Origin of the sequence: Methylocystis bryophila (assembly GCF_027925445.1) — a bacterium.
Classification (GTDB): domain Bacteria; phylum Pseudomonadota; class Alphaproteobacteria; order Rhizobiales; family Beijerinckiaceae; genus Methylocystis; species Methylocystis bryophila.
Genome location: NZ_AP027149.1, coordinates 3962773 through 3985932, shown reverse-complemented (window position 1 = coordinate 3985932; position 23160 = coordinate 3962773). Strand labels below are relative to the sequence as shown.

Genomic DNA, 23160 nt, shown 5'->3' with positions numbered 1-23160 from the left:
GGTGGTGAGGAAACCGGCCACAGAGGGGAGGAGGGTGAGCGAGGCGCAGCCGACTCTAATGGAAATCTGCATCTCCGGCTCACGCGCAGGCGGCCTCAAAGCCCCCAACTTCGTATGAACCAGACCTTCACAAAATGCGTGAGGACCGCGTAGGTCAGCAGCATGGCGCCGACCAGTGGCCAGTAGAGCGAGGGAAGCGGCGTGAACCCCAGCACCGAGCCCACCCAAGTGTATGGCAGCGCGATCCCGATTGCGCAAATGATGATGGTCGTTGCGATGAGTGCGGGGCTCGCGTGGCTCTGCAAAAATGGGATTCTGGCCGTTCTAATGATGTGGATGATCAGTGTTTGTGTCAGGAGAGATTCAACGAACCACCCCGTTTGGAACAGCGACGGACTGGTCCAGGCGTTGAAGACGAACAACATCATGCCATAGGTGGCGTAGTCGAAAATGGAGCTGATTGGTCCGATAAAGATCATGAATTTGAATATGTTGCTGATGTCCCATTTTCGCGGGGACGCCAGATATTCTTCGTCGACGTTATCGGTAGGGATCGTGGTCTGCGAAAAATCATAAAGGAGATTGTTGCTCAAAACCTGTATGGGCGCCATCGGGAGAAATGGCAGGAATATGCTCGCGCCGAGTACGCTGAACATGTTTCCGAAGTTCGAGCTGGCGCCCATCTTGATGTATTTTGTGATGTTCGCAAAAACTCTTCGGCCCTCAATCACTCCCTCATCCAAAACGAGCAGGTTTTTTTCCAGCAGAATGATGTCGGCGGATTCCTTCGCGATATCGACGGCGGTATCGACTGAGATTCCTACATCCGCCACTTTCAACGCTGGGCCGTCGTTTATCCCATCGCCGAGATAGCCGACGACATGTCCTTTGCGATGTAGGGCCTCGATGACTTTGGCTTTCTGCGGCGGCGACAATTTCGCGAACACGATCGTGGCCGTTGCAAGGTCCGAAAGCGCGTCGTCGCTTAGATGCTCGATCTCGGATCCGAGCACGATGCGATCGACCTTCAGCCCGACGTCCTTGCATATTTTGCGGGTGACAGTTTCATTGTCACCGGTGAGGATCTTGACGGAGACGCCGGCCTTGGCGAGATCCGAAATAGCCTGCGCGGCGCTTTCCTTGGGGGGATCAAGAAAAGCGATATAGCCGAGAAGCGTCAGATTGCTCTCGTCGGCGACGGCATAGACTGTTTGCTCCGGCGGCATCTCCTTGTAAGCGACAGCGATCACCCGGAAGCCATCGGCGTTTAGTTCCGCCGTCTCGCGCTTGGCGGCGTCGAAGTGAGATGTGTCCAAGAGCCCGCAATCGGTCCCCGCTTCGTAACGCTTGGAGATTGAAAACACCTCCTCCACGGCGCCCTTGCAAATGAGTAAATGCTTTCCATCATCGCCCTGGACGAGGACTGACATTCGCCTGCGGTTGAAATCGAAGGGAATTTCGTCGATTTTTTTGAAATGATGGTCTGGTCGGATCGCGGCGGCCAATTCGTGGTGTTCGAGAACCGCGACGTCAAGCAGGTTCTTGAGCCCGGATTGAAAGTGGCTGTTGAGGTAGGCGTATTCGAGAACGCGATCCGAATCTTCGCCATATATGTCCAGACATCGCTTTAAAATGATTCGATCCTGCGTCAGCGTCCCGGTCTTATCTGTGCAGAGAACATCCATTGCTCCGAAGTTTTGGATGGCGTTGAGGCGTTTGACGATGACCTTCTTGCCTGACATGGCGATCGCGCCTTTGGCGAGGTTCACCGTGACGATCATCGGCAGCATCTCTGGCGTCAGTCCGACGGCTACCGCCACCGCGAAGAGCAGCGCCTCCAGCCAGTCATGTTTTGTCAGGCCATTGATGAGGAAAACTGTCGGGACCATCACCAGAATGAAGCGGATCATCAGCCAAGTGAACTTGTTGATGCCCTGGTCGAAGGCGGTCGGCACGCGCCGCCCAGCAATCTGGTGGGCAAGCTGTCCGAAAAACGTTTTTGGGCCGGTCCGCAGGATGAGGCCCATGCCGAAACCCGACACGACGTTGGCGCCCATGAAACAGATGTTCGGTAGGTCGAAAGGGTCCTCGCAGTCGTGATCGGTCGCCTGCGCATATTTCTCGGCGGGCATGGCTTCGCCCGTTAGCGTCGACTGGTTGATGAACAGATCCTTGGCTTCGAGCAGGCGGAGTTCGGCCGGAATTATGTCGCCGGCCGAAAGTCTAACGATGTCTCCCGGCACGAGGCGCTCAATGGGAATTTCTGCGAAGGGGACATTCGTATCATTTGGGGTTCGCCTGACGCTCGCCGTCGTGTGAACCATGGCGCGCAGTTTGGCCGCCGCCTCGTTCGATCGGTGTTCTTGGATGAAGGCGGTTCCGATCGCAAGGACGACCATCGAGGCGATGACGACGGCGGCGCGGACGTCCCCTGAAAAGTAGGAAACCGTCGCCAAGGAGATCAGGAGCGCGTTCAGCGGATTCCGAGCGCGACTCCAAAGTTCTTGAAGGACAGTCGCCTTGGCCTCACGGGCGATGAGATTGGGTCCGAATTTTGTGAGACGCGCGTCGGCCTCCGTCTGAGACAGGCCTTCGGGACTGGATTCCGCCCTCGCGCAGGCGTCGCTCGGCTGTAGTCGACTGACCTCGGCGAGATAACCGTCGCGGGGGCGGGCGTGTTGGTCGGCCCCAGAACGTCCGGATTTGTCGACCGGTTTCGTCCTGAAGTTTATCAATAGTATCGTAAATAATCCGAGCAAAGCGGCGAGCGCTAGAAGCGCAAGCAATATGGGACGTATGGCGGGTGCGGGCTCGGGGACGGCTGGCGGGGTCGTTGAGGTCGCCGGCGCGGCACTCTTGGCGATGAGCCCATTGACCTCATTGAGAGGGCCTTTGGCTGCAGTAAGCTGCGGGGCGAGTCTCAACACGGCTTCGAGGTCTTGTTTGGCGCCCTCGAGATCTTGTTTGCCGCGATGAGCGTCGGCCCGGCCGAGTAAGGCGTCCACATCGCCCGGATCGATCTGGATCGCCGCATCGTAATCGGCGATGGCCCGATCGAAATCGCCTTGGGCCTGATAGATGGCGCCACAATCGACGTGTGTTGACGCTGATTTTGGATCCAGCCTCACGGCCTGATCGAAATCGGCCAGCGCTTTCTCGAGATCTCCCTTGTCGCGATAAGCTCTGGCCCGACCGCCATGCGCGGGCGCAGCATCCTCGTCGAGCTTTAGCGTCGTGTCGTAATCCGCGATGGCGCGGTCGAACTCGCCTCTTGCAAGGTAGATCGACGCGCGTTCCATGAGCGCTGGCGCCGACTTCGGATCGAGTCGAAGCGCCCTATCGAGATCGGCGAGAGCGCGATCGTAATCGCCCTTGGCCCGATAGCCGGAGGCCCGATTGATATAGGCCGTAACCCGATCGCTCTTGGTCTCTCGCTTTTCGCGCGTAATAAGCTGCGAGCAACTTGTTATCCGCGCGTCGAGGTCCGTACCGCGGCAACCCATCCAGAGGTCGTTCTTGGCGAGAGCTGGCGCACTGAGCAAAACGGGACCGAAAACCACAAGTTCGAAAAAAATGAGAAAGGAAAACCAGCGGGACCTGGCGAGAAAGCCGAAAGTCGAGAGGCGCACCAAGTCGTGACCGCCAAAATCACGTGAGACGGCCGCGCCAAGCATGATTCTCTCCACCCCGGCTTATAAGGCAGTTGCGACGGGCGCTCACGCGTTCTCTTTGGGTAAGTTCCGCCCCGAAGCTCATCCAATCGCCCCGGTCTTGGGCGTAGCCATACGTTCAGCGACTGCAAAGAACCGCCCCGGCGATATCATCCGCCAGATGTGTTTTCGCTGCGGGGTTTCTACGCCGATCGGCACGGGGTCACGGTTCAAGCAACTGAATTTATTTGAACGAGTAGATACCTCTGGGGTTATTGCACCATGCCGATTTACATATTGGGCGCGCAGCGGCCTTTTATCCAGCACTCAATCCCCATCATCCTGCGCTTATATATCCCGCAGGGGGCCCGGTCTCGCCCGCATTTTTCTCGCGGCGCCCAACAGGCAGAGTCCGGGCCTGAAGCAAATTCAGATAGGCAAGGAGCCGACACATGTTGTTCGAACTCGACGAAGGCACTGCCATAATGGGAGTAGCCTTCGTGCAGCTTCTTGAAGACAAGCTGCCAAGACATCAGGAGATTTCGGCGCAGGCGGTCGCGGTCGCAGCGTGGATTTGGGACAACGCATTGACGGACGAGCAAAGGCGCGCGGTTGCTGAGACTCTCCCCGCTGATTTTGGCCGCTTCTGAAGCTCTCTTGTGGCCGGGGATTGCCCGTCCATTGCTAAGCCCAGAGGGTTGCAAACCCTCGTGGAAGGGCAATGGACGTCGACACCTTGAAAATCGAGCGGTTGAGAATGGCAAAAGCTCGAGGTCCAACTATGTTTTGACTGCTTCGCCAGTTGCGGCGGGCGATTTTAATGAGGCGACCATGCACGTCACAATCGAAGCAGCCGAAGCCGCTATCCAAGCTGCACGCAAGCGTGCCGTCGAACTTGGGACCGAAATGTGTATCGCGATTGTCGATTCGGGCGCGAACCTCAAGGCCTTTTATCGCATGGACGCTGCTTGGGTCGGTAGCATCGACATCGCCATCAAGAAAGCAAAGACCGCCGTATTTTTCGGCATGCCGACGGGCCAGATCGGCGAGCTGTCACAACCTGGTGGCTCTCTTTTTGGGATCGAACATTCTAACGACGGCCTAATCACTTTTCCCGGCGGCCTTCCAATCGTCGACGAGGACGGCGTATTGATAGGAGCCATCGGCGTGAGCGGCAGCACGGTCAAAAACGATCACGCGGTCGCGCAGGCCGGCGTCAGTGTCGTTGGGGTCAGCGACCTGCCGGCGCATCCTTGGCGAACCTGACTGTTTCTGGAAGTGCTGGCTCTGCTTAGGTAAAGACCAACAAAATCGAAGCGGACATGCAAAGCTTCCTGTCGCGGACGATTTTTGAAGATGAGCGGACTCTCTGTGCCGGAGGCGGAACAGTCGAAGATGACCCAATGCAGAGGGGCTTTGCTTGTTGGCAGTGCTTATCCCGCCGCAACATTTGCTGCATTCCCGTTTCGCGTTTCTGACGGGAGAAAAAGGCCCTGAGGAAACCCACGGCCTTTCTATCGTCATCAGCGTCGAGGTGGGGACTAGAAATCCATGCCGCCCATACCGCCCATTCCGCCGCCGCCGGGCATTGCCTGCGCATCCTTCTTCGGGTGCTCAGTGATCGTCGCCTCGGTGGTGACGATCAGGCCGGCGATCGACGCCGCATCCTGAAGCGCGGTGCGCACGACCTTGGTCGGGTCGATGATGCCGAGCTTCATGAGATCGCCGAATTGGCCGGTCTGCGCGTCGTAGCCGTAGCTGTATTCCTTCGAATCGAGCAGCTTGCCCACGACGACCGGGCCGTCGCCGCCGGCGTTCTCGACGATCTGCCGCGCTGGCGCCTGGATCGCCTTGCGCACGATCTCGATGCCGGTCTTCTGGTCGGAATTAGCGACCTTGACGCCGTCGAGCGAGGCGATGGCGCGCAGTAGCGCCACTCCGCCGCCCGGAGAAACGCCTTCTTGGACCGCCGCACGGGTGGCGTTGAGCGCGTCGTCGACGCGATCCTTCTTCTCCTTAACCTCGACTTCAGTCGCGCCGCCGACGCGGATCACCGCGACGCCGCCTGCGAGCTTGGCCAGACGCTCCTGCAGCTTTTCGCGATCATAGTCTGAGGTGGTTTCCTCAATCTGGCTCTTGAGCTGGCCGATGCGCGCCTGAATGTCCTTCTTCTCGCCCGACCCGTCGATGATCGTGGTGGTCTCCTTGTCGATGCGCACGCGCTTTGCGCGACCCAACTGGACCAGCGTCACGTTTTCGAGCTTGACGCCAAGGTCTTCGGCGATCAGTTCGCCGCCGGTGACGATGGCGATGTCCTCGAGCATGGCCTTGCGGCGGTCGCCGAAGCCCGGCGCCTTGACGGCGGCGATCTTCAACCCCCCACGCAGCTTGTTGACCACGAGCGTCGCCAACGCCTCGCCCTCGATGTCCTCGGCGACGATTAGCAACGGCTTGCCGGTCTGCACGACGGCTTCGAGGATCGGCAGCAGCGCCTGCAACGACGAAAGCTTCTTTTCGTGGATCAGAACGTAGGGATCGTCGAGTTCGGCGACCATCTTCTCGGTGTTGGTGATGAAGTAGGGCGAAAGATAGCCGCGATCGAATTGCATGCCTTCGACGATTTCGGTCTCGGTCTCGAGGCTCTTGGCTTCCTCGACCGTGATCACGCCCTCATTGCCGACCTTCTCCATCGCCTTGGCGATTTCCCGGCCGATGAATTCGTCGCCATTGGCCGAAATTCTCCCAACCTGGGCGATTTCGTCGTTCGAGGTGACCTTCTTCGAGTTCTTGGCGAGATCGACGACGACCGTCTCCACTGCCAGGTCGATGCCTCGCTTGAGGTCCATCGGATTAAGGCCGGCGGCAACGGCTTTTGCGCCTTCGCGGGCGATCGCCGCCGCGATGACGGTGGCGGTGGTGGTGCCGTCGCCAGCGGCGTCATGTTGCTTGGAGGCGACTTCGCGCACCAGTTGGGCGCCGAGATTTTCGAACTTGTCGGCGAGCTCGATCTCCTTGGCGACGGTCACGCCGTCCTTGGTGATGCGCGGCGCGCCATAGGATTTCTCGATCACGACGTTGCGACCCTTGGGGCCTAATGTGACCTTCACGGCGTTGTTGAGGATTTCGACGCCGCGCAGAATGCGGTCGCGCGCGTCGGTGGAGAAACGAACGTCTTTGGCGGCCATTGTGTTGGAACTCCATAAATGTGCGGAAGAGGATCGGACGAAACCGCGGTCGTCAGCCAACCACGCCGAGGACGTCGCTTTCCTTCATGATGAGCAGGTCTTCGCCGTCGATCTTGACCTCGGAGCCCGACCATTTGCCGAACAGCACGCGGTCGCCGGCCTTGAGGTCGAGCGGAACGAGCTTGCCGGCTTCGTCGCGCGCGCCGGGGCCGACAGCGACGATTTTGCCTTCCTGGGGCTTTTCCTTGGCGCTGTCGGGAATGAGGATGCCACCCTTGGACTTCTCTTCGCCTTCGAGGCGCTTGACCACGACCCGGTCATGCAGGGGACGGAACGCCATATCGCTTTCTTCCTTATTCTGGGCCCGCGACAGTCGCAGCGATCTCCACGGGGCGAATCGACGAAACTACTGGCACTCTCCTGTGTCGAGCGCCAACACGCCTTTTCAACATGGGCTGCGTTCGAGCGCTTACAAGGCGTCGCCGACCAGATGCCACCGGTCGGTGCGCACCTGGGGCGACACGCTGCTCGCCGGCGTAGCGGAGGCGTGGGTTCACCGGCATGTCGACCGGACCTTACCGCTCGACGCCGCTGGCGAGGCGCACGCCTGCATCGAAGCGCCGCGCCATAAGGGGAATGTGGTGCGCGAGACGTGAAGCTCACTTCCAGAACATCAGGGGCGGGACGCCCGCCTTTGCGACGCCAGACAACCGCCGCCTGCGGAGTCGCCCGGAGTTAAAAAGAAACGGCGCGAAGTGCGGTTTCTCGCCCGACCAGCTCGTGCTTCACTCTCAAAAGGTAGGAGGGGTGGATGGTGGGAATGAGCATGCGGCCGGCGGCCTAGAGTGTCGTGCGTCGCAAAGACGAGAGCGATGCGCCCTTGAACGCGTTGGCGGTCAGAGCTCGCAACAGGGGCGCGCCAAGCGTGATGATGACGGGACCCTCGATTGCCTCCCTCGGCGACATTAAGCAGGACTCGATTTCGCCGCTTCACGTCACGAACGTCTATTTCATGCTAATTCAAGTGCTTATGCTCATAGAATTTTTTCATCCTACGCTAGCTTACGCCCGGGTTTGATTTCATCCGCGTCTAATTGGCGAGAGGAATAGATTCACAACGTAAGGAATTTCGATATAACTATCTGTATTTATTGGTGCCGGTTGCAGGATTCGAACCCGCGACCTACTGATTACAAATCAGTTGCTCTACCGACTGAGCTAAACCGGCATTCTCAGGGCTTTGCCGCGCTTGAGCGCGCCCTTAATCCCCTATGGCGCCATTCAGGTCAATCCCATGAAGGCTTAACCGTCATTCGAGACCGCGACCAGCGCCTCGAGCTTCGCCGCAGCCTTGCCTCTGGCGAGCGCCTCGTCGGCTTGGCAGGCCCCTTCGCGCAAATTGGCGGCTTGGCCGGCGACGACGAGCGCCACGCCCGCGTTGAGGACGGCGATGTCGCGATAGGCGCCGCGCGCGCCGGCGAGCACCTCCCGCAACGCCTTGGCGTTTTGCGCGGGATCGCCGCCCTTCAGCGCCTCCGGCTTCGCGCGCGGAAGGCCGGCTTCTTCCGGCGTGATCTCGAAAGAGCGGATCGAGCCCTCCTCGAGCGCCGTCACGAATGTCGCGCCGGTCGTCGTCGCTTCGTCGAGCCCGTCGCTTCCATGCAGCAGCCACACGCGCTCCGAGCCGAGCTCCCGCATGGCCCGCGCCATCGGCTCGAGCCATCGACGGTCATAGACGCCCAGCGCCTGCTTCTTCACGCCAGCCGGATTGCACATGGGGCCGAGCAGGTTGAAGATCGTGCGCAGCCCAAGCTCGGAACGCGCATTGGCGGCGAAGCGCAGCGCCGGATGATGCGTCGGCGCGGCCATGAAGCAGATGCCGGTCTTCTCGAGGCAGGCGGCCGCCTTGGCGGGCGAAAGGCCCACTTTGACGCCGAGCTCGGCCAAAACGTCCGAGGCGCCGGAGCGCGAGGACGCCGCCTTGCCGCCGTGCTTGGCGACCGTGACCTCGCAGGCCGCGACGATGATCGCGGCGAGCGTCGAAATATTGAAGGTCTGCGCGCCATCGCCGCCGGTCCCGACGATGTCGATCGCGGCCTCGGGCGCTTCGACCCGCGACATCGCGGCGCGCATCGCTTGCGCCGCGCCGATCAGCTCTTCTTCGGTTTCGCCGCGCTGCCGCAGCGCCATCAGAAAAGCGCCGAGCTGCGCCTCGCTCGCTTCTCCCGCCAGCACATGCGCGATCGCCTGTCGGGCCTCCTCGCGCGATAGGCGGCGCCCCTCGGCGAGGGCCGCGAGCGTCGCCTTGAAATCGCTCACGCGACCTTCTTCCCGCGCGGTCGCGAGTCGTTCCATACCTGCGCCAGCTCCAGGAAGTTCTTGAGGATTTTGTGGCCGTGCTGCGAGGTGATGCTTTCGGGATGGAACTGCACGCCATGCACGGGCAGGCTGACATGCGAGAGCGCCATGATGAGGCCATCGGGCGTCGTCGCGGTGACATGGAGCGACGCCGGCAGCGTCTCGGCCTTGACGACGAGCGAATGATAGCGCGTCGCCTGGAAGGGGCCGTCGATGCCGCGAAAGATCGTTTCGCCGCTGTGCAGGATCGTCGCCATCTTGCCATGGATCGGCAGCGGCGCGCGCACCACCTCGCCGCCAAAAGCCTCGCCGATCGCCTGATGCCCCAGGCACACGCCGAAAATCGGAATCTTGTCGCAGGCGCGGGCGATCAGGTCGAGGCAGACGCCCGCCTCATGCGGCGTGCAGGGTCCTGGCGAGAGCACGATCGCGTCGGGGCTCCCGGCCATCACCTCCTCGACGCTGATCTTGTCGTTGCGATGCACGGTGACCTGCGCGCCGAGCTCGCCGAAATAATGGACGAGGTTGAAGGTGAAGCTGTCGTAATTGTCGATCAGCGTGACTTTGGCCATGGTTCGACGGGTCCGGATCGCTTGCGTCTCTCGAGCGGCGCCGACGGCGTCGCGTCGGCGTTTGGCCCAGATCTCTCACTTTAAGGCGCTTTCTGCGCCGAACGCGCCCCCACTTCAACTGAAAAGAGCGGCTCCGGCGGGAATGCGGAATTGAAATAGCGAAGGGCGCTCCCTGTTGCAGGAGCGCCCTTCGAGCAGAGGAAAGCTTGGACGACGAAGCGGGCGCGCCGAGCCCGTTCAGGCCGCGCGCTTCTTGGGGAGCGCGTTCTAAAGACGATAGCGGATCTGGTCGGTCCAGAAGCGTTCGAGCCGGCTCAAGGAGGTGTTGAGCGTCTTGAACTCGTCAGCGCCGACGCCGCCGATCTGCTCCACCGTCGACGCGTGCTTCTCGTAGAGCTGCGCGACGATGTCATGCACTTCCTTGCCTTTTGGGGTCAGGCTGATGCGCACCGAGCGACGGTCGATGCGCGAGCGCGCGTGATGGAGATAACCCATCTCGACGAGCTTCTTGACGTTGTAGGAGACGTTGGAGCCGAGATAATAGCCGCGCGTGCGCAATTCGCTTGCGGTTAGCTCCTTGTCTGCGATGTTGTAGAGCAGCAGCGCCTGGATGGCGTTCACATCGCTGCGATTGCGACGATCGAATTCGTCCTTGACCACGTCGAGAAGGCGACGGTGCAGGCGCTCCACGAGCGTCAACGCCTCCAGATAGACGGGACGAACCTCGCTCATGCGCTGCGCGCAGGCGGGCTGGTTCAAGAGGTTCGTGGCGGCGTTCATCTCAATCTCCGTCGTTCCGCTTCCGCTTCGTCTATGGCGTGAAACTAGCGGGATCGAATGAAAGGCGGCTTAAGCAACAGACTGAATCGGCGGTTTACCAGCAGAGCCTTGTTCTGAGTGAATCAAGCGTGAAAGAAACCAATGGTTTATTCTAATTTTCGGTTACGCGCGCAACGCGTTCGCCTCAAGAGCCTTCGCCCTTGGATGGCGATCCACTTTTGGCTGGCGCAGATGGCTTGGTCACGCCCTGGCGCGCCACCGCATTCGGATCGACCGGCTTCGTAGATTGCTGCGGAGCGCGTTGCGAAAAAGCGCGAACGGGCGGCTCGCCCGCGGCGCGCTCTAGCTCTTTGGAGCCGATCCCGTTCTTCGCGCTTGAACGCTTCCGCTCCAACGCCGCCTGATCTGGTGCGTGCGCCAGACGTTTGTCACCCGTGTCCATCGGCGTGCGCGCAGGCTCTTTTGGCGCTGGCGCGCCATTCGCTCGCGTCGCGGACGGAAGCGGGGCCGATGCGGGACGCGGCTTGATCGGCTCGGAAGGGGAGGGGGGCGGCGCGGCTTTCTTCGCGGACGGCCTGGGTCCTATGAAAGGAATCGCCTCGAGGTGGCGCATCAGAGTCGCGCCGAGCGTCTCGGGGGGCGGCGCGCCTGTTTGGCGCAGAATGCTCGCCCTTCGTCTTTGTCGCTGATCGAGCACTTTCTTGGCCTCGAAGTCGCGCCCGGCCTCGAAGGTCAGGATGAAATAGAGCATGATCAGCACGAGATCGACGGCGATGAGATAATATCCGCCCGAGAAGAAATTCGGCATGCCGGCGGCGACGAAAATCTGCGCGCTTGCGATGAGAAGCCACAGCACCCCGCCCCAGGGCGTCGCCAGCCACAATCCGACGCCTGCGACGAGGTCGGCCACGCCGAAAAATACGACCGCGACGGCGGCCGGTTGCGGCATGGCGTCGAAGATGGATTGCGGCGACATGAGCACGACGCGCCATTGCGCGAGGCCCTGGATCAGCCAAAAAGCCGCAATGAGACGCATGAAGCGCGTGAGCAGCAGGCCCCATTTCGTGGCCTCGCCCGCCGCCCCCGGCTCGCCGATGCGAATGGCGCGATAGGGGTCGTCGGAGTCATCGCCATTGCTGAAGTCGGCCATCCGCGCTTCTTCCGAGGCCGCGGTAAAGCGTCTCCAAGCTGACGCCTTCCCGTGGGCTGTTTGATTGGGTCGCGATTCCTTATCGCCCGAGTGATTTCGTTCAAGCGGGAGCCGCGTGAGAGACTATTGTCCGCGTCCGGCGCGCGAGGCGAAGCGGACCGCCTCGTCGGCGGCGCGCATCAAGGCCATGGCCTTGTTCTCGCATTCGCGCTGCTCGTATTCGGGGTTGCTGTCGTAGACCACGCCCGCGCCGGCCTGCACATGCATCTTGCCGTCCTTGACGACGGCCGTGCGCAGCACGATGCAGGTGTCCATCTGTCCGCTCGAGCCGAAATAGCCGATGCAGCCGCCATAGATGCCACGCTTGTCGGCCTCGAGCTCGTCGATGATCTCCATCGCCCGGACCTTGGGCGCGCCCGACACGGTGCCGGCGGGAAAGCCCGCAGAGAGCGCGTCGATGGCGTCACGCGACGGATCGGCTTCGCCCTCCACGTTCGAGACAATGTGCATGACGTGGCTGTAGCGCTCGATCGCGAAGCTCTCGGTCACCTTGACCGTGCCCGTCGCGGCGACGCGTCCCACGTCGTTCCTGCCGAGATCGAGGAGCATGAGATGCTCGGCGCGTTCCTTCTCGTCGGCGAGCAGCTCCGCCGCGAGCCTCTTGTCTTCTTCCTCGGTTTTGCCGCGCCAGCGGGTGCCTGCGATCGGCCGGATCGTCACCTTGCCGTCGGCGAGACGCACGAGGATCTCCGGGCTCGAGCAGACGATCTGGAAGCGTGCAAAGTCGAGAAAGCACAGGAAAGGCGCCGGGTTGACGCGACGCAGCGCGCGATAGAGCGCGAAAGCTGGCAGCGTGAAAGGCGCCGTGAATCGTTGCGAGAGCACCACCTGAAAGATGTCGCCCGCGCGGATATATTCCTTCGCGCGCTCGACCATCTCGATGAAGCGCTCGGGCTTTGTGTTCGATTGCGACTTCACGGGCTCCGGCGAGACGTCGCTGGCGGACCCCGCCGGGGCGAGAGGCCCGTCGAGAGCGATGGCCACGCGATCCAGTCGCTCGGAGGCCTTCTCATAGGCGGCGCGCGCGGAGACGCCCGGCGCCGGCCGCGCGGGCGTGACGATGGTCACCTCGTCGCGTACGCTGTCGAAGACGACCATCAGCGTCGGGCGGATCAACATTGCGTCAGGCGCGCCGATCGGATCGGGCTTCGCCGGCGCGAGGCGCTCCATCTCGCGCACCATGTCATAGCCGAGATAGCCGAACACGCCGGCGGCCATAGGCGGCAGATCCCGGCGGTCGGGGATGGCGGATTGCGCGATGAGATCGCGCAGCGCCTGCAGCGGCGGCTTCCCGCAAGGCCTGAAGGCCTCGGGGTCGCTGAGCGCGTTTGCGTTTATCGCGGCGCTCGCGCCTTCGACGCGAAAGATCACATCCGGGTCGAGGCCGATCATCGAATAGCGCCCGCGCGCGGCGCCGCCTTCGACCGATTCGAGCAGAAAGCAATTGCCGGCGCGCCCCTGCGACAGCTTCAGATAGGCGGACACCGGCGTCTCGAGGTCGCCGACAAGACGCATCGAGACGAGTATCGGCCGCCCCGCATCGTATTCGGCGGCGAAAGTTTCGAAATCCGGCTCCAGCGCATCCAGGCTCACTTTTCGGCGTCTCCGCCGAGCGCCGCCCGCAGGGCCTTCTGGTCGATGCTGACGTTGAGGAGCTTCTCGAGCCCGCCGACGTATTGCTCGTAGAGGTCGTTCGTGAGCGCGTTCTTAAGCTCTCCGGCAAGCGCGATGTTCTCGGGGTTCGACGGATCGAACTTCGGCGTCGTAGCTTCGGCGACGTAGAAGATGAGCTCGCCGCCTTCGACCGGGACCGAGCCCGCGCCATGCGCCGGAACCTCGAAGAATTGCAGGATCGTCTGAGGCGCGTAGTCGGGACGGTTGGCGCGGCGCACGTCGCCGATGTGACGCAGCGGCAGGCCGAGCTCGCCGGCGAGATTGTCGATCGACTTGCCGCCGCGAAGCTGCTCGACGATCCCCTTGGCCTTCTCGCTGAGCGCTTTTCCCTCCGCCTCGCGGCGGAGCACGGCTTCGACCTCGCCCTTCACTTCGTCATAGCTGCGCTGCCGAGCCTTTTCGACGTCGCCCACCTCGAACCAGACATAGCCGCCGTCGCGCGTCGCGACCGGCTCATTGTCGACGCCCTTGTCGGAGGCGAAGAGCGCCTTGAGAAGCTCCGGACCGCCGGGAAGATCGGCGACGGGCGCGCCCGATTTATCGCGGCCCATGTCATCGACGAAATCGACGTCGCGCGTCGTGACGCCCGCGCTCGCGGCCGACTCTTTCAACGTCTTGCCGGCGGCGCGCTGATCTTCGATCGCGTCGCGGATCTTGCGGATCTCTTCGGCGTCCACCTTATGCTGCGCCAATTCGCGCCGCAGCTCGTCCTTCACCTCGGCGAAGGTCTTCGTATGCACGCCCGGCTGGATCGCGCGCACCTGCGTCACGACGAAGCCGAAAGGCGTTTGCGTGATCTCGGCGAAACCCGGCGCTTTGAGCGCGAAGACCGCTTCGCCCACCTTGGGATCGCCGAAATCCTTCTGCGCGACCAAACCGAGCTGCGCGTCCTTGAGCTTCATCTTGCGCTGCTCTGCGAGCGCCTCGAACGAAAGGCCGCCCTTCAATTTGGCGAGCGCGTCCTTCGCCTCCGCCTCGTTCGGGAACACCATCTGCCACACGTCGCGCTTTTCCGGCGTGCCGTAGCGTTGGTCGCTCACTTCGTTGAAGAATTTTCGCGCGTCGTCATCGCTCACGCTCTCGGGCTTGGCGAGCGTCGCTGGGACCGCCGCGACGAGCGTCATGCGGCGGTATTCGCGCGCGCGAAAAGCCTGCTCTCTCGACCGATAGAAGCGCTTGATCTCTTCCTCGCTCGGAGCCGGCGTGGCCGGAAGGATGGACGGAGGGAGCAGAAAGGCCTCGATTGAGCGCGTCTCCGTGCGGAAGCGATGAAAGGCCTCGACCATCACCGGCGGCGTCGCGACGCCGGTCGTGACCGCGTCGACGATCTCCTTGCGCAGCGTGTAGGCTTTCTGCTCGTTTAGATAGCCCCTTTCGGACATGCCCATATTCTCGACGATGAGCTTGTAGCGCTGCGGATCGAAATTGCCCGACGGGCCGCGGAAGTTCTTGTCGGCCTTGATGACCTGCTGCATCTCCTCGTCGCCGGCGGCGAGGCCGAGCGATTGCGCCCGCTGCTCGAGCGCGAGGTCCGTGATCATGCGCTGCAGCACCTGCTCGTCGAAGCCGGCGCGGCGCGCCTCCTCGTCGGTCACGCCCCGGCGCAGCCGCGTCTGCAGACGGCGCAGCTCCTCACGATAGGTCGCGCGGAAGGCCTCGGCCGAGACCTCCCCATTGCCGACCTTGACGAGGCGATGCGCGGAGAAGCCGCGAAAGACGTCGCCAATGCCCCAAAGCGCGAAGGTGATCGCGATGAAGCCCATGACGAGCCCCATGACGAGGCGGCCCACCCAGTTTTGCGACGCGACGCGCAGCGCTTCGAACATGTTGTCCTTCCCATAGGCGGCGAGACGAGAGCGAATGCGCTCCGATATTTTGATCTGGCGCGTTCTATCGCTCGAACATCCCCGTTCGAGGCGCGAGCGCGCCGCGTCCCGCCTTATTTGGCGCGGGACTATAGGGATGGCGGGTTGGCGATGCAAACGGCCCGATAGACCCCAAATCGCCGCCGCGGCGAGAACTCTGGCGACGACCCTCTCACCGCTCCGCATAGGCCGCCAGCGCGCGCGCTCGGGCGCTGGCGTGGTCGACGATCGGAAAGGGATAGGTTTCGCCGAGCCTGACGCCGGCGGACTCCAGAACCGTCGCCGGCGCCGCCCAGGGGCGATGAATCCATTTCGCATCGAGCTTCGCCAGCTCCGGGACGAAACGGCGCACATAGGCGCCAGCCGGATCGAGCTTCTCGCCCTGCAGCGTCGGGTTGAACACCCGGAAATAGGGCGCGGCGTCCGCCCCGCAGCCAGCGATCCACTGCCAGCTCGCCGCGTTGTTGGCGAGATCGGCGTCGACCAGCGTGTCCCAGAACCAGGCCTCGCCCTCGCGCCAGTCGATCAGCAAATGCTTGATGAGGAAGGAAGCGGCGACGAGGCGCGCGCGATTGTGCATGTAGCCGGTTCGCCAGAGCTCGCGCATTCCGGCGTCGACGAGCGGATAGCCGGTCCGGCCCTTTCGCCAAGCCGAAAGCCCGGCGCTGTCCTTCCGCCAGGGAAAGCGCGCGAAGCTCTTGTCGAGCGGGTTCTCCGGAAGCTGCGGATTGGCGAAGAGCAGATGGCGGGAAAACTCACGCCAGCCGAGCTGGCGCAGATAGGCGTCGGCCGCCGATCCCGCCTCAGATTTAACGGCCCACCAGATCTCGCGAGGCGAGACTTCGCCGAAATGCAGATGCGGAGAAAGCCGCGAGACGCCGTCCTCGCCGAGAGCGTCGCGCGTTTTGCCGTATTTCGCCGCGCGCTTCCTGGCGAAGTCCGATAGCTTTGCTTTCGCTTCGCTTTCTCCGGGCTTCCAGGCTTCGCGAAGTCCCCCGGCCCAATCGGGCTTTGTCGGCAGAAGCCCCCAGTCCTCGAGGCTCTCGCTCGCGGGGGCCGGCGCGCCGCGAAGCCGAGCCGGAGCGGGCAGGGGAGGCTCCGGCGAGGGCTGGGCGAGGCAGGCCCGCCAGAAGGGCGTGAAGACGCGGTAGGGCTCGCCTTGCGCCGTGCGCAGGGACGCGGGCTCGAAGAGAAGCGAGGCGTTGAAGCTGCGGGCCTTCACGCCCTCCGCGCCAAGCCTCGCCTTGATCTCGCCGTCGCGGCGCACGGCCCAGGGTTCGTAGAGCCGGTTCCAATAGACGGACTGGGCTTTCGTCTCACCAAGGAGCGAGAAGAGCGCCAGTTCTGAGGAGCCGCGCCGCAGGACCAGCGGGACGCCGCGCGCAGCCAAGTCGGCCTCAAGGCTCGCAAGCGAATAATGCAGCCACCAGCGCGAGGCGGCGCCGAGACGCCACTCGCCCATCGCGGCGTCGTCGAGCACATAGAGCGCGACGAGGGGCGCCCCGCTTGCCGCGGCCTCACTGAGCGCGGGATTGTCGGAAAGCCGCAGATCGTCTCGAAACCAGACGATCGCCGGAATTTCACGCGCGCTTCGCGTGCTTGACGCCATAGAAGAAATATATCGCCATCCCGATCGCGGTCCACACGATGAGCCGCAGCCAGGTCTCGAGCGGCAGAGCGACCATCAGCGCGAGGCAGGAGGCGATCCCGAGCAGCGGCATTGCGGGGATGCCCGGCGCCCGGAAAGGACGATGCATATCCGGCTGCGAGCGGCGCAGATGCAGCACGGCGCCGCAGACCAACGCGAAAGCCGCGAGCGTGCCGATGCTCACCATCTCGTCGAGAATGTTGATGGGAAACAGCCCCGCCGCAAGCGCGACGAAGACGCCGACCAGCGCCTGGCTCACGGCCGGCGTGCGCCAAACGGGGTGGACGGCGGCGAAGACCTTCGGCAGCAGGCCGTCCTGCGCCATCGCATAGAAGATGCGCGTCTGCCCGAAGAGCAGCAGGAGGATCGCCGTCGTAAGACCGGCAATCGCGCCCAGCTTGACGACCCAGGAGAGCCAGGCGACGCCGGTCCTGTCCATCACGAGCGCCATCGGGTCCGGCACGCCGAGCTCCTTGTAGCTCACGACGCCCGTGGCGACCGCCGCGACGGCGACATAGAGGATCGTGCAGATCACGAGCGAGCCCAATATGCCGATGGGCACGTCGCGTTGCGGCGTATGCGCTTCCTGCGCCGCGGTCGAGACGCCGTCGAAGCCGATATAGGCGAAGAAGACGACCGAGGCGCCGCGCACGACGCCGCTCCAGCCGAAGTGGCCGAAATGGTCGGTGTTCTCGGGGATCAGCGGGGTCCAATTGGCGGCGTCCACATGCGCGGCGCCGACGAAGATGACGACCAGCACCACCATCACCTTGATGACGACGATGATGTTGTTGAAGAACGAGGATTCGCTCGTGCCGCGCATCAGTAGGGCCGTCAGCAGCAAGATGATCGCCGCCGCCGGAACGTTGAAGACCCCGTGCGTCCCGCCGATGCTGTGTGCGTTGGCGAAATAGGCCGAGGTGAGCGCCTCCGGCAGATGAATGCCGAGGCCCTGCATCACGCGGTTGAAATAGCCGGCCCAACCGACCGCGACCGTCGCGGCGCCGGCTGCATATTCGAGCACGAGGTTCCAACCGATGATCCAGGCGAAGATCTCGCCGAGCGTGACATAGGTGTAGGTGTAAGTGCTGCCCGCCGCGGGGATCAACGCGGCAAGCTCCGCGTAGCAGAGCGCCACGAAGGTGCAGGCGAGACCCGAGAGCAGGAAGGAGATGGTCACCCCCGGCCCCGCATAATCCGCGGCGGCTTGTCCTGTCAGCACGAAAATTCCAGCGCCGATGATGCCGCCGATGCCCATCGCCATCAGCGAGGCCCAGCCGAGCGCGCGCTTCAGTCCGTTTTCCTCGGCGTCGTTCTCGGCGATGACCAGATGGATGGATTTTCGCGAGAAATAGACGGAGCGGCTTCGGGTCAACAAGGGGCGGCCTTCCTCAAAAAAGCGCGGCTCCTTGCGCCAGCGCGGGCTGGGACGCGATTATGGGTGCAGCGCAGAAAGATACAAGGGGGGGAAGGCGGCAGCTCCGTAGAGTGAGGGCAAAGCGCGGGAGAATGCGATCCGCGCTGTCAGGAAATGTTGGCGATGGATGGCTTGGACGGGCTTTGCAGGCGCCGCGTCAGGCGACCCGCTTGTCTGCCCCGGGGGGATCTAAGACCTCACCCCCCACCGGCCGGTTGCAAGCGCAGAGACTTCCGGTCTGCAAAGCGTCCAAAACTCGCAAAGTGTCCTGCGGCGCGCGGCCCACATCGAGATTGGTCGCGTATACGTGCTGAATGACGTTCTGCGGGTCCACGATGAAGGTGACGCGATGGGCGACACCCGCAGGCGAGCGAATGCCGAGACCGTCAATGAGCTCTCCCTTGGAGTCGGCGAACTGCCAGATCGGCAGCTTGTTAAGATCCTTATGAGCACGACGCCAGGCGAGCTTCACGAATTCATTGTCGATCGAGCCTCCGAGCACCACGGCGTTGCGCTTTGCGAAGTCCTGCGCGAGCCGCGCGAATTCGGCGATTTCGGTCGGACAAACAAATGTGAAGTCCTTGGGATAGAAGAAGATTATCTTCCATTGCCTTGCGAAGCTTTCCGCGGTGATGGTTTCGAAAGCCTGTTCTCCGGCCTCTTCGACCTCGTTGAATCCCGGCTTCACGCCGATGACTTTGAAAGCAGGCAGCCTGTCGCCAATCCCGAGCATCCCGTCCTCCTTTTCCTGCGCCGAGCAGATCGAGAGCGAAGAAGAATTCGCTCGGTCGATGCCGTTCGAGCGAAAAGCGCTAGATCGCGATGCGTTTGAGCGGAATCGCTCAAAAGCAGAAAACGTGATCGATTCTAAAAGTTTAAAGCGCGACTTGTGCGAAAAACCGGTTTCCACTTTTTCGCGTCGCGCCAAGTCAGAAAGTTAGAGCATGTCATGACCGGAGAACCGCTTCGCACTTTTCCGTGACATGCTCTAATGCCGGGTTTCCTTTGAGAATTTCTTCTCAAGGTCTTGCAACGCAGATCGGCTTCCGCAGGGCCGAACGTCGCCCGTCGCGCGATCCACATTCTCGTGGATTGGCTCGGAAATCCGCCAGGCGAGAAAATCATCCTCCCTGTTCCAGATCGTGATCCGAAAATAAAGCGTCTCGCTCTCCATCATCTGCCCCCGATCGAAGCGTAGACTGATAAGTCCGGGCGCAAAGCGAAGCCGAGCATGTTCATCGGCCTTCATCTTTTCGAATGCGCTCTCTCCTCCGCTCGGTATCTTGAACCGGTTTGAAGCCATGAACATTGCAGTCTCCCTCGCTCTCCTCGCCGCCTGGGCGTCGGGTCAGTCCTCTCCGACGCCCCATCTCCTGGGTCGCATTTATTCAATTCAGCATGGATCAGCGTTGGCGCTTTCTTGATCAGCTTGCTAACGCCATTCGTGTCTTCATGCCAAGCGTCTTCAACAACGTCTAACGGCGCTAGACATCTCGATCAATAGCGAAGACTCGAATTTTCTTTGCAAAAATTCCAATCCGTTACCTTGTATGTTTTCCAGATAGCATCTCATCTGATTGATCAGGCTGGATAATATAGTTGTAATTATTCTTATATATGAGGCAATTGCAAGCTTATGTCTGGAACGTTTCTATGAAAATAGCTAACAATGTTTCCAACATATGGGCTTGTCTCTTGACTATGGTTGCAAAAAACGGATCGTTTAAGCCGCACGGAGGCGCGAAGCTCGCGCAAGGAGTAACCCGAACGGTCCTGCTCCCTGGAACCTCCGATCTCTCGCCCGCTGACTTGGACGTCGGCGAATCGGTGAGGAGTGACCGCCCAGCGGCGCCGTCGAAGGAAAGGTCCGGCGCAGTGGGTCGAAGCTTTGGAGAGAAAAAATGTGCGATCTGGCCAAGGAACGACAGAAAATAGACGCGATACTCGCGCGCGCGGCGGCGATGGAGCCCGCCTACCGCTCCATGGGCATAGAGGAATTGACCGAGCATAGCCTGTCAGTCCTCCGCGAGCACTATGAGCACGCGTGCTCTGAAAAATGCATGCGCGAACGCTGCGAGGATTTCGTCACGCGCCTCGTCGCAAGGCGAGAGGCGCAGGCGGCGCCGGCCGAGCGCTCCCGACCAGCCCCGTTTCTTTTGTGACGGGCAGCGGCCTCGACTCGCAGGGTTCCAACGGCGCTGCTGGCGTTCGCGCCGGCTGCGTTTCTCTCTTTGTCTCTTGAAGCGGCGGTAACTATAGGAAAATTTGGCGACGACCGGGTTTCTCCCGGCTCGTCCTGACCTATATCGTCAGCTCAGCGGGCGAGCCGATCGCCCGTTGCCCGCCCCTCGCCCCCGAGGGAAGAGGGGGCGCGCCAAGACTGTGGCGGGGCTGGAGCGGATGGATGGGCGGTTTCCTGCAAAGATACGCCGTGTTTTGGAGCGGAGCTCGTCTCGTCGCGGCGGCCGCGCTCGGCGTGGCGTTGACCTCGGCGCCTTGCGCGCAGGCGGCCATTCGCGTCACCGGCGACGCGAGAGCCCTGCGAGTCGAGGCCGATGGCGCGTCGATCGCGGATTTGCTCGCCGCGTTGAAGGACTCCATCGGGCTCAGCTATCGCTCATCCGTCAGCCTCGACCTGCCGATCTCGGGTCGCTTCGCGGGCTCCGTCGACGAACTCATCCAGAGCGTGCTGTCTCCGCTGGATTACAGCTACGTCTACAGCAGTTCCGCTAAAAAGGGCCGCACGCTGGTGATCCTGTCCGGTGGCGCCGAGGGGATTGACATGCGCGTCGCCTCGCTCGGAGCGGCGCAGAGAGTCCCCGCGCCGCGCCAGCAAGCCTCCTCGGGAGGCGCACAATTTTGCGCGGAGGTTTCGGACTCCACCCAGGCTTTGATGCAGGACGCGACGCTGCGAGAAGGCGACGTCGTCGTTACGGACGAGGGCGTGCGCGTTTTCGAAGGGAGCAAGGCTTGCCCCCACGCCATTTCCGACTTTCGGACGCTTGCCGAAGCCCGCGACTTGGGCCGCGGGACCCGGCGCGTCCTCGCCGAAGTCGAACGCGCGATAAGACCCAATCATGGCGATCGGCCGATCGTTGCGACGGATCCAACGAATTTCCGCGGTCGATGAGGGTTCCACCGAGGCCGAGCCGAAGAGACCCAAGACACACGCGGTCGCGCTCGCCGCAGCGGCGTCGGCCGTCGAGCAACCACTGCCCGGCTCCGCCAAACGCCGTGAGTTCTGCAAGTTCCGTCCCGATAGGACGCGCTCGGAGGGCGCAATTTGCGGCGGCTCAATCCGAGCAGCGCACCATGGCGTCGGTCTCCCGGGCGGCTGGCGTTATCGCTGCGGTCTTGATCGCCCCGGTCACTTCCGACGCGGAGCCATAGGCCAGCGCCACCCCGTGGCCGTGGGATTCGCACCAGGCGTCCGCCACGGCTTTGCCGCACTCGTTTCTTTGCGCCACGCAGTCGCCCAGCCCGTAGCCGTCGTCGACGATCGTATAGACATTCTGGTCGGCGGGGGCGGCGCTTGACTGCTGCGCGGCGGCGGCCAAAACAAGTCCGGCGAGAAGCGGCGCCAGAATGCGCGGCCATTCGACTCGCGCCATTTGAGAAACATGCAAGCTCATCGCGAACGCCCCCCTGCGAGCAGGAACGTCGCTCGCCTGAAAGATTTATGCCCGCAGGCGTGAAATTTGCGTTAACCCATTGATGTACAGTCAGTAGACGGCGCGGAAAGAGATATGAGCCTGACAAGCGAGGAAGTAGAGCGTTACGCGCGCCATCTGGTGCTGCGCGAGATCGGCGGGCCCGGTCAGCAAAAGCTCAAGCGCGCGCGGGTTCTCGCGGTGGGCGCCGGGGGCCTCGGGGCGCCTTTGCTGCAATATCTCGCGGCGGCGGGAGTCGGCGCGCTCGGCGTCGTCGACGACGACGTGGTCGCGCTTTCCAATTTGCAGCGTCAGATCCTTCACGGCACGCCGGATGTCGGCCGGCCCAAGGTCGAGAGCGCCGCGGAGGCGATAAAGCGTCTCAATCCGCATGTGACGGTCGAGACGCATGCGCTCCGGCTCGACGCGCAGAACGCCCGAGCGCTCGTCTCGGGCTATGACGTCGTCGCGGACGGCTCCGATAATTTCGCGACGCGCTATCTCGTCTCCGATGCGTGCTTTTTCGAGAAGCGCCCGCTCGTTTCCGCCGCGGTCGGCGGCTTCGACGCGCAGATCACGACGCTGCGCCCCTTCGAAAAAGGCCCGGACGGGCGGCAGAACCCCTCCTATCGCTGCCTGTTTCCAGATCCGCCGGAGCCGGGGACGGTTCCCGCTTGCGAGGAGGCGGGCGTGCTTGGCGCGCTCACGGGCGTCGTCGGCGCGTTGATGGCGCTAGAGGTCATTCGTGAGATCGTCGGATTCGGCGAGGGGCTCGTCGGCCGTCTCCTGCTTTTCGACGCGCGCGCGATGCGCTTCGAAACCTTGCGCTACGCACAGGATCCGGACAATCCGCTGTGGCGGGGTCTCGAATCCTCATGCTGAGGGCGCCTCTAGATCACGCTGCGCTCAGGCGAACGCATGAACGCAGAAGACGCGATCGGTTCTAAAAGTTTAGAGCGCGAATTGTGCGAAAAGCCGGTTTCCACTTTTTCGCATCGCGCTCTATGGCGCGTCTCGAAACCTCATCCTGAGGGCGCCCGCAGGGCGCGTCTCGAAACCTCATCCTGAGGGCGCCCGCAGGGCGCGTCTCGAAGGATGAGGAACCCGCGCCGTCGTCCTTCGAGACGCCCGCTGCGCGGGCCCTCAGGACG

At 62.5% G+C, this 23160-nt stretch carries 20 protein-coding genes and 1 tRNA gene; 6 read left to right on the top strand and 15 right to left on the bottom strand.

Annotation, left to right across the window (positions count from 1 at the left end; genetic code table 11):
- Positions 1-95: 95 nt before the first annotated feature.
- Positions 96-3674, bottom strand: a complete 3579-nt coding sequence (gene mgtA, locus QMG80_RS18390) for a magnesium-translocating P-type ATPase (protein WP_085770492.1) — start codon at positions 3672-3674, stop codon at positions 96-98.
- Between the two features lie 428 nt (positions 3675-4102).
- Between mgtA and QMG80_RS18380 the strand changes: the two genes are divergently transcribed.
- Together QMG80_RS18380 and QMG80_RS18375 are read left to right on the top strand one after the other, a co-directional pair.
- Complete coding sequence (locus QMG80_RS18380; RefSeq protein ID WP_085770491.1) at positions 4103-4300, top strand: hypothetical protein; 198 nt, start codon at positions 4103-4105, stop codon at positions 4298-4300.
- Positions 4301-4481: 181 nt separating this feature from the next.
- Positions 4482-4916, top strand: coding sequence for a GlcG/HbpS family heme-binding protein (locus tag QMG80_RS18375; protein WP_085770490.1), 435 nt, complete (start codon positions 4482-4484; stop codon positions 4914-4916).
- A gap of 275 nt (positions 4917-5191) precedes the next feature.
- On the opposite strand, the gene groL is transcribed toward QMG80_RS18375, so the two are convergent.
- The gene (gene groL, locus QMG80_RS18370) at positions 5192-6835 is read right to left on the bottom strand and encodes a chaperonin GroEL (RefSeq protein ID WP_085770489.1); all 1644 of its coding nucleotides are present in this window, start codon (positions 6833-6835) and stop codon (positions 5192-5194) included.
- A 52-nt stretch (positions 6836-6887) separates the two neighbouring features.
- Positions 6888-7175, bottom strand: a complete 288-nt coding sequence (locus QMG80_RS18365; protein WP_085770488.1) for a co-chaperone GroES — start codon at positions 7173-7175, stop codon at positions 6888-6890.
- Between the two features lie 82 nt (positions 7176-7257).
- Here QMG80_RS18365 and QMG80_RS18360 point away from each other — a divergent pair, with 82 nt between their 5' ends.
- Positions 7258-7491: a hypothetical protein gene (locus QMG80_RS18360; RefSeq protein ID WP_085770487.1), complete on the top strand. Its 234-nt coding sequence runs from the start codon at positions 7258-7260 to the stop codon at positions 7489-7491.
- A 496-nt stretch (positions 7492-7987) separates the two neighbouring features.
- Here the strand turns inward: QMG80_RS18360 and QMG80_RS18355 are convergent.
- The 11 genes from QMG80_RS18355 to QMG80_RS18305 all read right to left on the bottom strand — a co-directional run bounded on the left by QMG80_RS18355 (position 7988) and on the right by QMG80_RS18305 (position 19668).
- Positions 7988-8063, bottom strand: a tRNA-Thr gene (locus QMG80_RS18355).
- A 74-nt stretch (positions 8064-8137) separates the two neighbouring features.
- Positions 8138-9154 carry an anthranilate phosphoribosyltransferase gene (trpD, locus tag QMG80_RS18350; protein WP_102938162.1) on the bottom strand — a complete coding sequence of 339 codons (1017 nt, stop codon included), beginning with the start codon at positions 9152-9154 and terminating at the stop codon, positions 8138-8140.
- A complete protein-coding gene (locus tag QMG80_RS18345; protein WP_085770484.1) occupies positions 9151-9765 on the bottom strand; it encodes an anthranilate synthase component II in 615 nt (204 codons plus the stop codon). The genes trpD and QMG80_RS18345 overlap by 4 nt, the downstream gene beginning before the upstream one ends.
- A 267-nt stretch (positions 9766-10032) precedes the next feature.
- The gene (ldtR, locus tag QMG80_RS18340; protein ID WP_085770483.1) at positions 10033-10545 is read right to left on the bottom strand and encodes a transcriptional regulator LdtR; all 513 of its coding nucleotides are present in this window, start codon (positions 10543-10545) and stop codon (positions 10033-10035) included.
- Positions 10546-10729: 184 nt separating this feature from the next.
- On the bottom strand, positions 10730-11695 hold the full coding sequence (locus tag QMG80_RS18335) for a DUF6163 family protein (RefSeq protein ID WP_245300053.1): 966 nt from the start codon (positions 11693-11695) through the stop codon (positions 10730-10732).
- A gap of 123 nt (positions 11696-11818) precedes the next feature.
- Positions 11819-13348, bottom strand: coding sequence for an anthranilate synthase component I (trpE, locus tag QMG80_RS18330; protein ID WP_245300052.1), 1530 nt, complete (start codon positions 13346-13348; stop codon positions 11819-11821).
- Complete coding sequence (locus QMG80_RS18325) at positions 13345-15255, bottom strand: peptidylprolyl isomerase (protein WP_085773499.1); 1911 nt, start codon at positions 15253-15255, stop codon at positions 13345-13347. Before QMG80_RS18325 ends, trpE begins: the two co-directional genes overlap by 4 nt.
- A 211-nt stretch (positions 15256-15466) precedes the next feature.
- Complete coding sequence (locus QMG80_RS18320) at positions 15467-16903, bottom strand: cryptochrome/photolyase family protein (RefSeq protein ID WP_085770482.1); 1437 nt, start codon at positions 16901-16903, stop codon at positions 15467-15469.
- Positions 16875-18317 carry an amino acid permease gene (locus QMG80_RS18315; protein ID WP_085773498.1) on the bottom strand — a complete coding sequence of 481 codons (1443 nt, stop codon included), beginning with the start codon at positions 18315-18317 and terminating at the stop codon, positions 16875-16877. Before QMG80_RS18315 ends, QMG80_RS18320 begins: the two co-directional genes overlap by 29 nt.
- 199 nt (positions 18318-18516) lie before the next feature.
- Positions 18517-19092, bottom strand: coding sequence for a peroxiredoxin (locus tag QMG80_RS18310; protein ID WP_085773497.1), 576 nt, complete (start codon positions 19090-19092; stop codon positions 18517-18519).
- Positions 19093-19347: 255 nt separating this feature from the next.
- Entirely contained in the window at positions 19348-19668 is a 321-nt protein-coding gene (locus QMG80_RS18305; RefSeq protein WP_085770481.1) for an antibiotic biosynthesis monooxygenase family protein, read from the bottom strand.
- A gap of 592 nt (positions 19669-20260) precedes the next feature.
- Between QMG80_RS18305 and QMG80_RS18300 the strand changes: the two genes are divergently transcribed.
- Both QMG80_RS18300 and QMG80_RS18295 read left to right on the top strand, forming a co-directional pair.
- Entirely contained in the window at positions 20261-20521 is a 261-nt protein-coding gene (locus tag QMG80_RS18300) for a hypothetical protein (RefSeq protein ID WP_085770480.1), read from the top strand.
- A gap of 242 nt (positions 20522-20763) precedes the next feature.
- Positions 20764-21489: a hypothetical protein gene (locus QMG80_RS18295; protein WP_085770479.1), complete on the top strand. Its 726-nt coding sequence runs from the start codon at positions 20764-20766 to the stop codon at positions 21487-21489.
- A 163-nt stretch (positions 21490-21652) separates the two neighbouring features.
- On the opposite strand, the gene QMG80_RS18290 is transcribed toward QMG80_RS18295, so the two are convergent.
- Entirely contained in the window at positions 21653-21991 is a 339-nt protein-coding gene (locus QMG80_RS18290; protein WP_085770478.1) for a hypothetical protein, read from the bottom strand.
- 114 nt (positions 21992-22105) lie between these two features.
- On the opposite strand from QMG80_RS18290, the gene QMG80_RS18285 reads away from it, so the two are divergent.
- On the top strand, positions 22106-22891 hold the full coding sequence (locus QMG80_RS18285) for a HesA/MoeB/ThiF family protein (protein ID WP_085770477.1): 786 nt from the start codon (positions 22106-22108) through the stop codon (positions 22889-22891).
- Positions 22892-23160 lie beyond the last annotated feature (269 nt).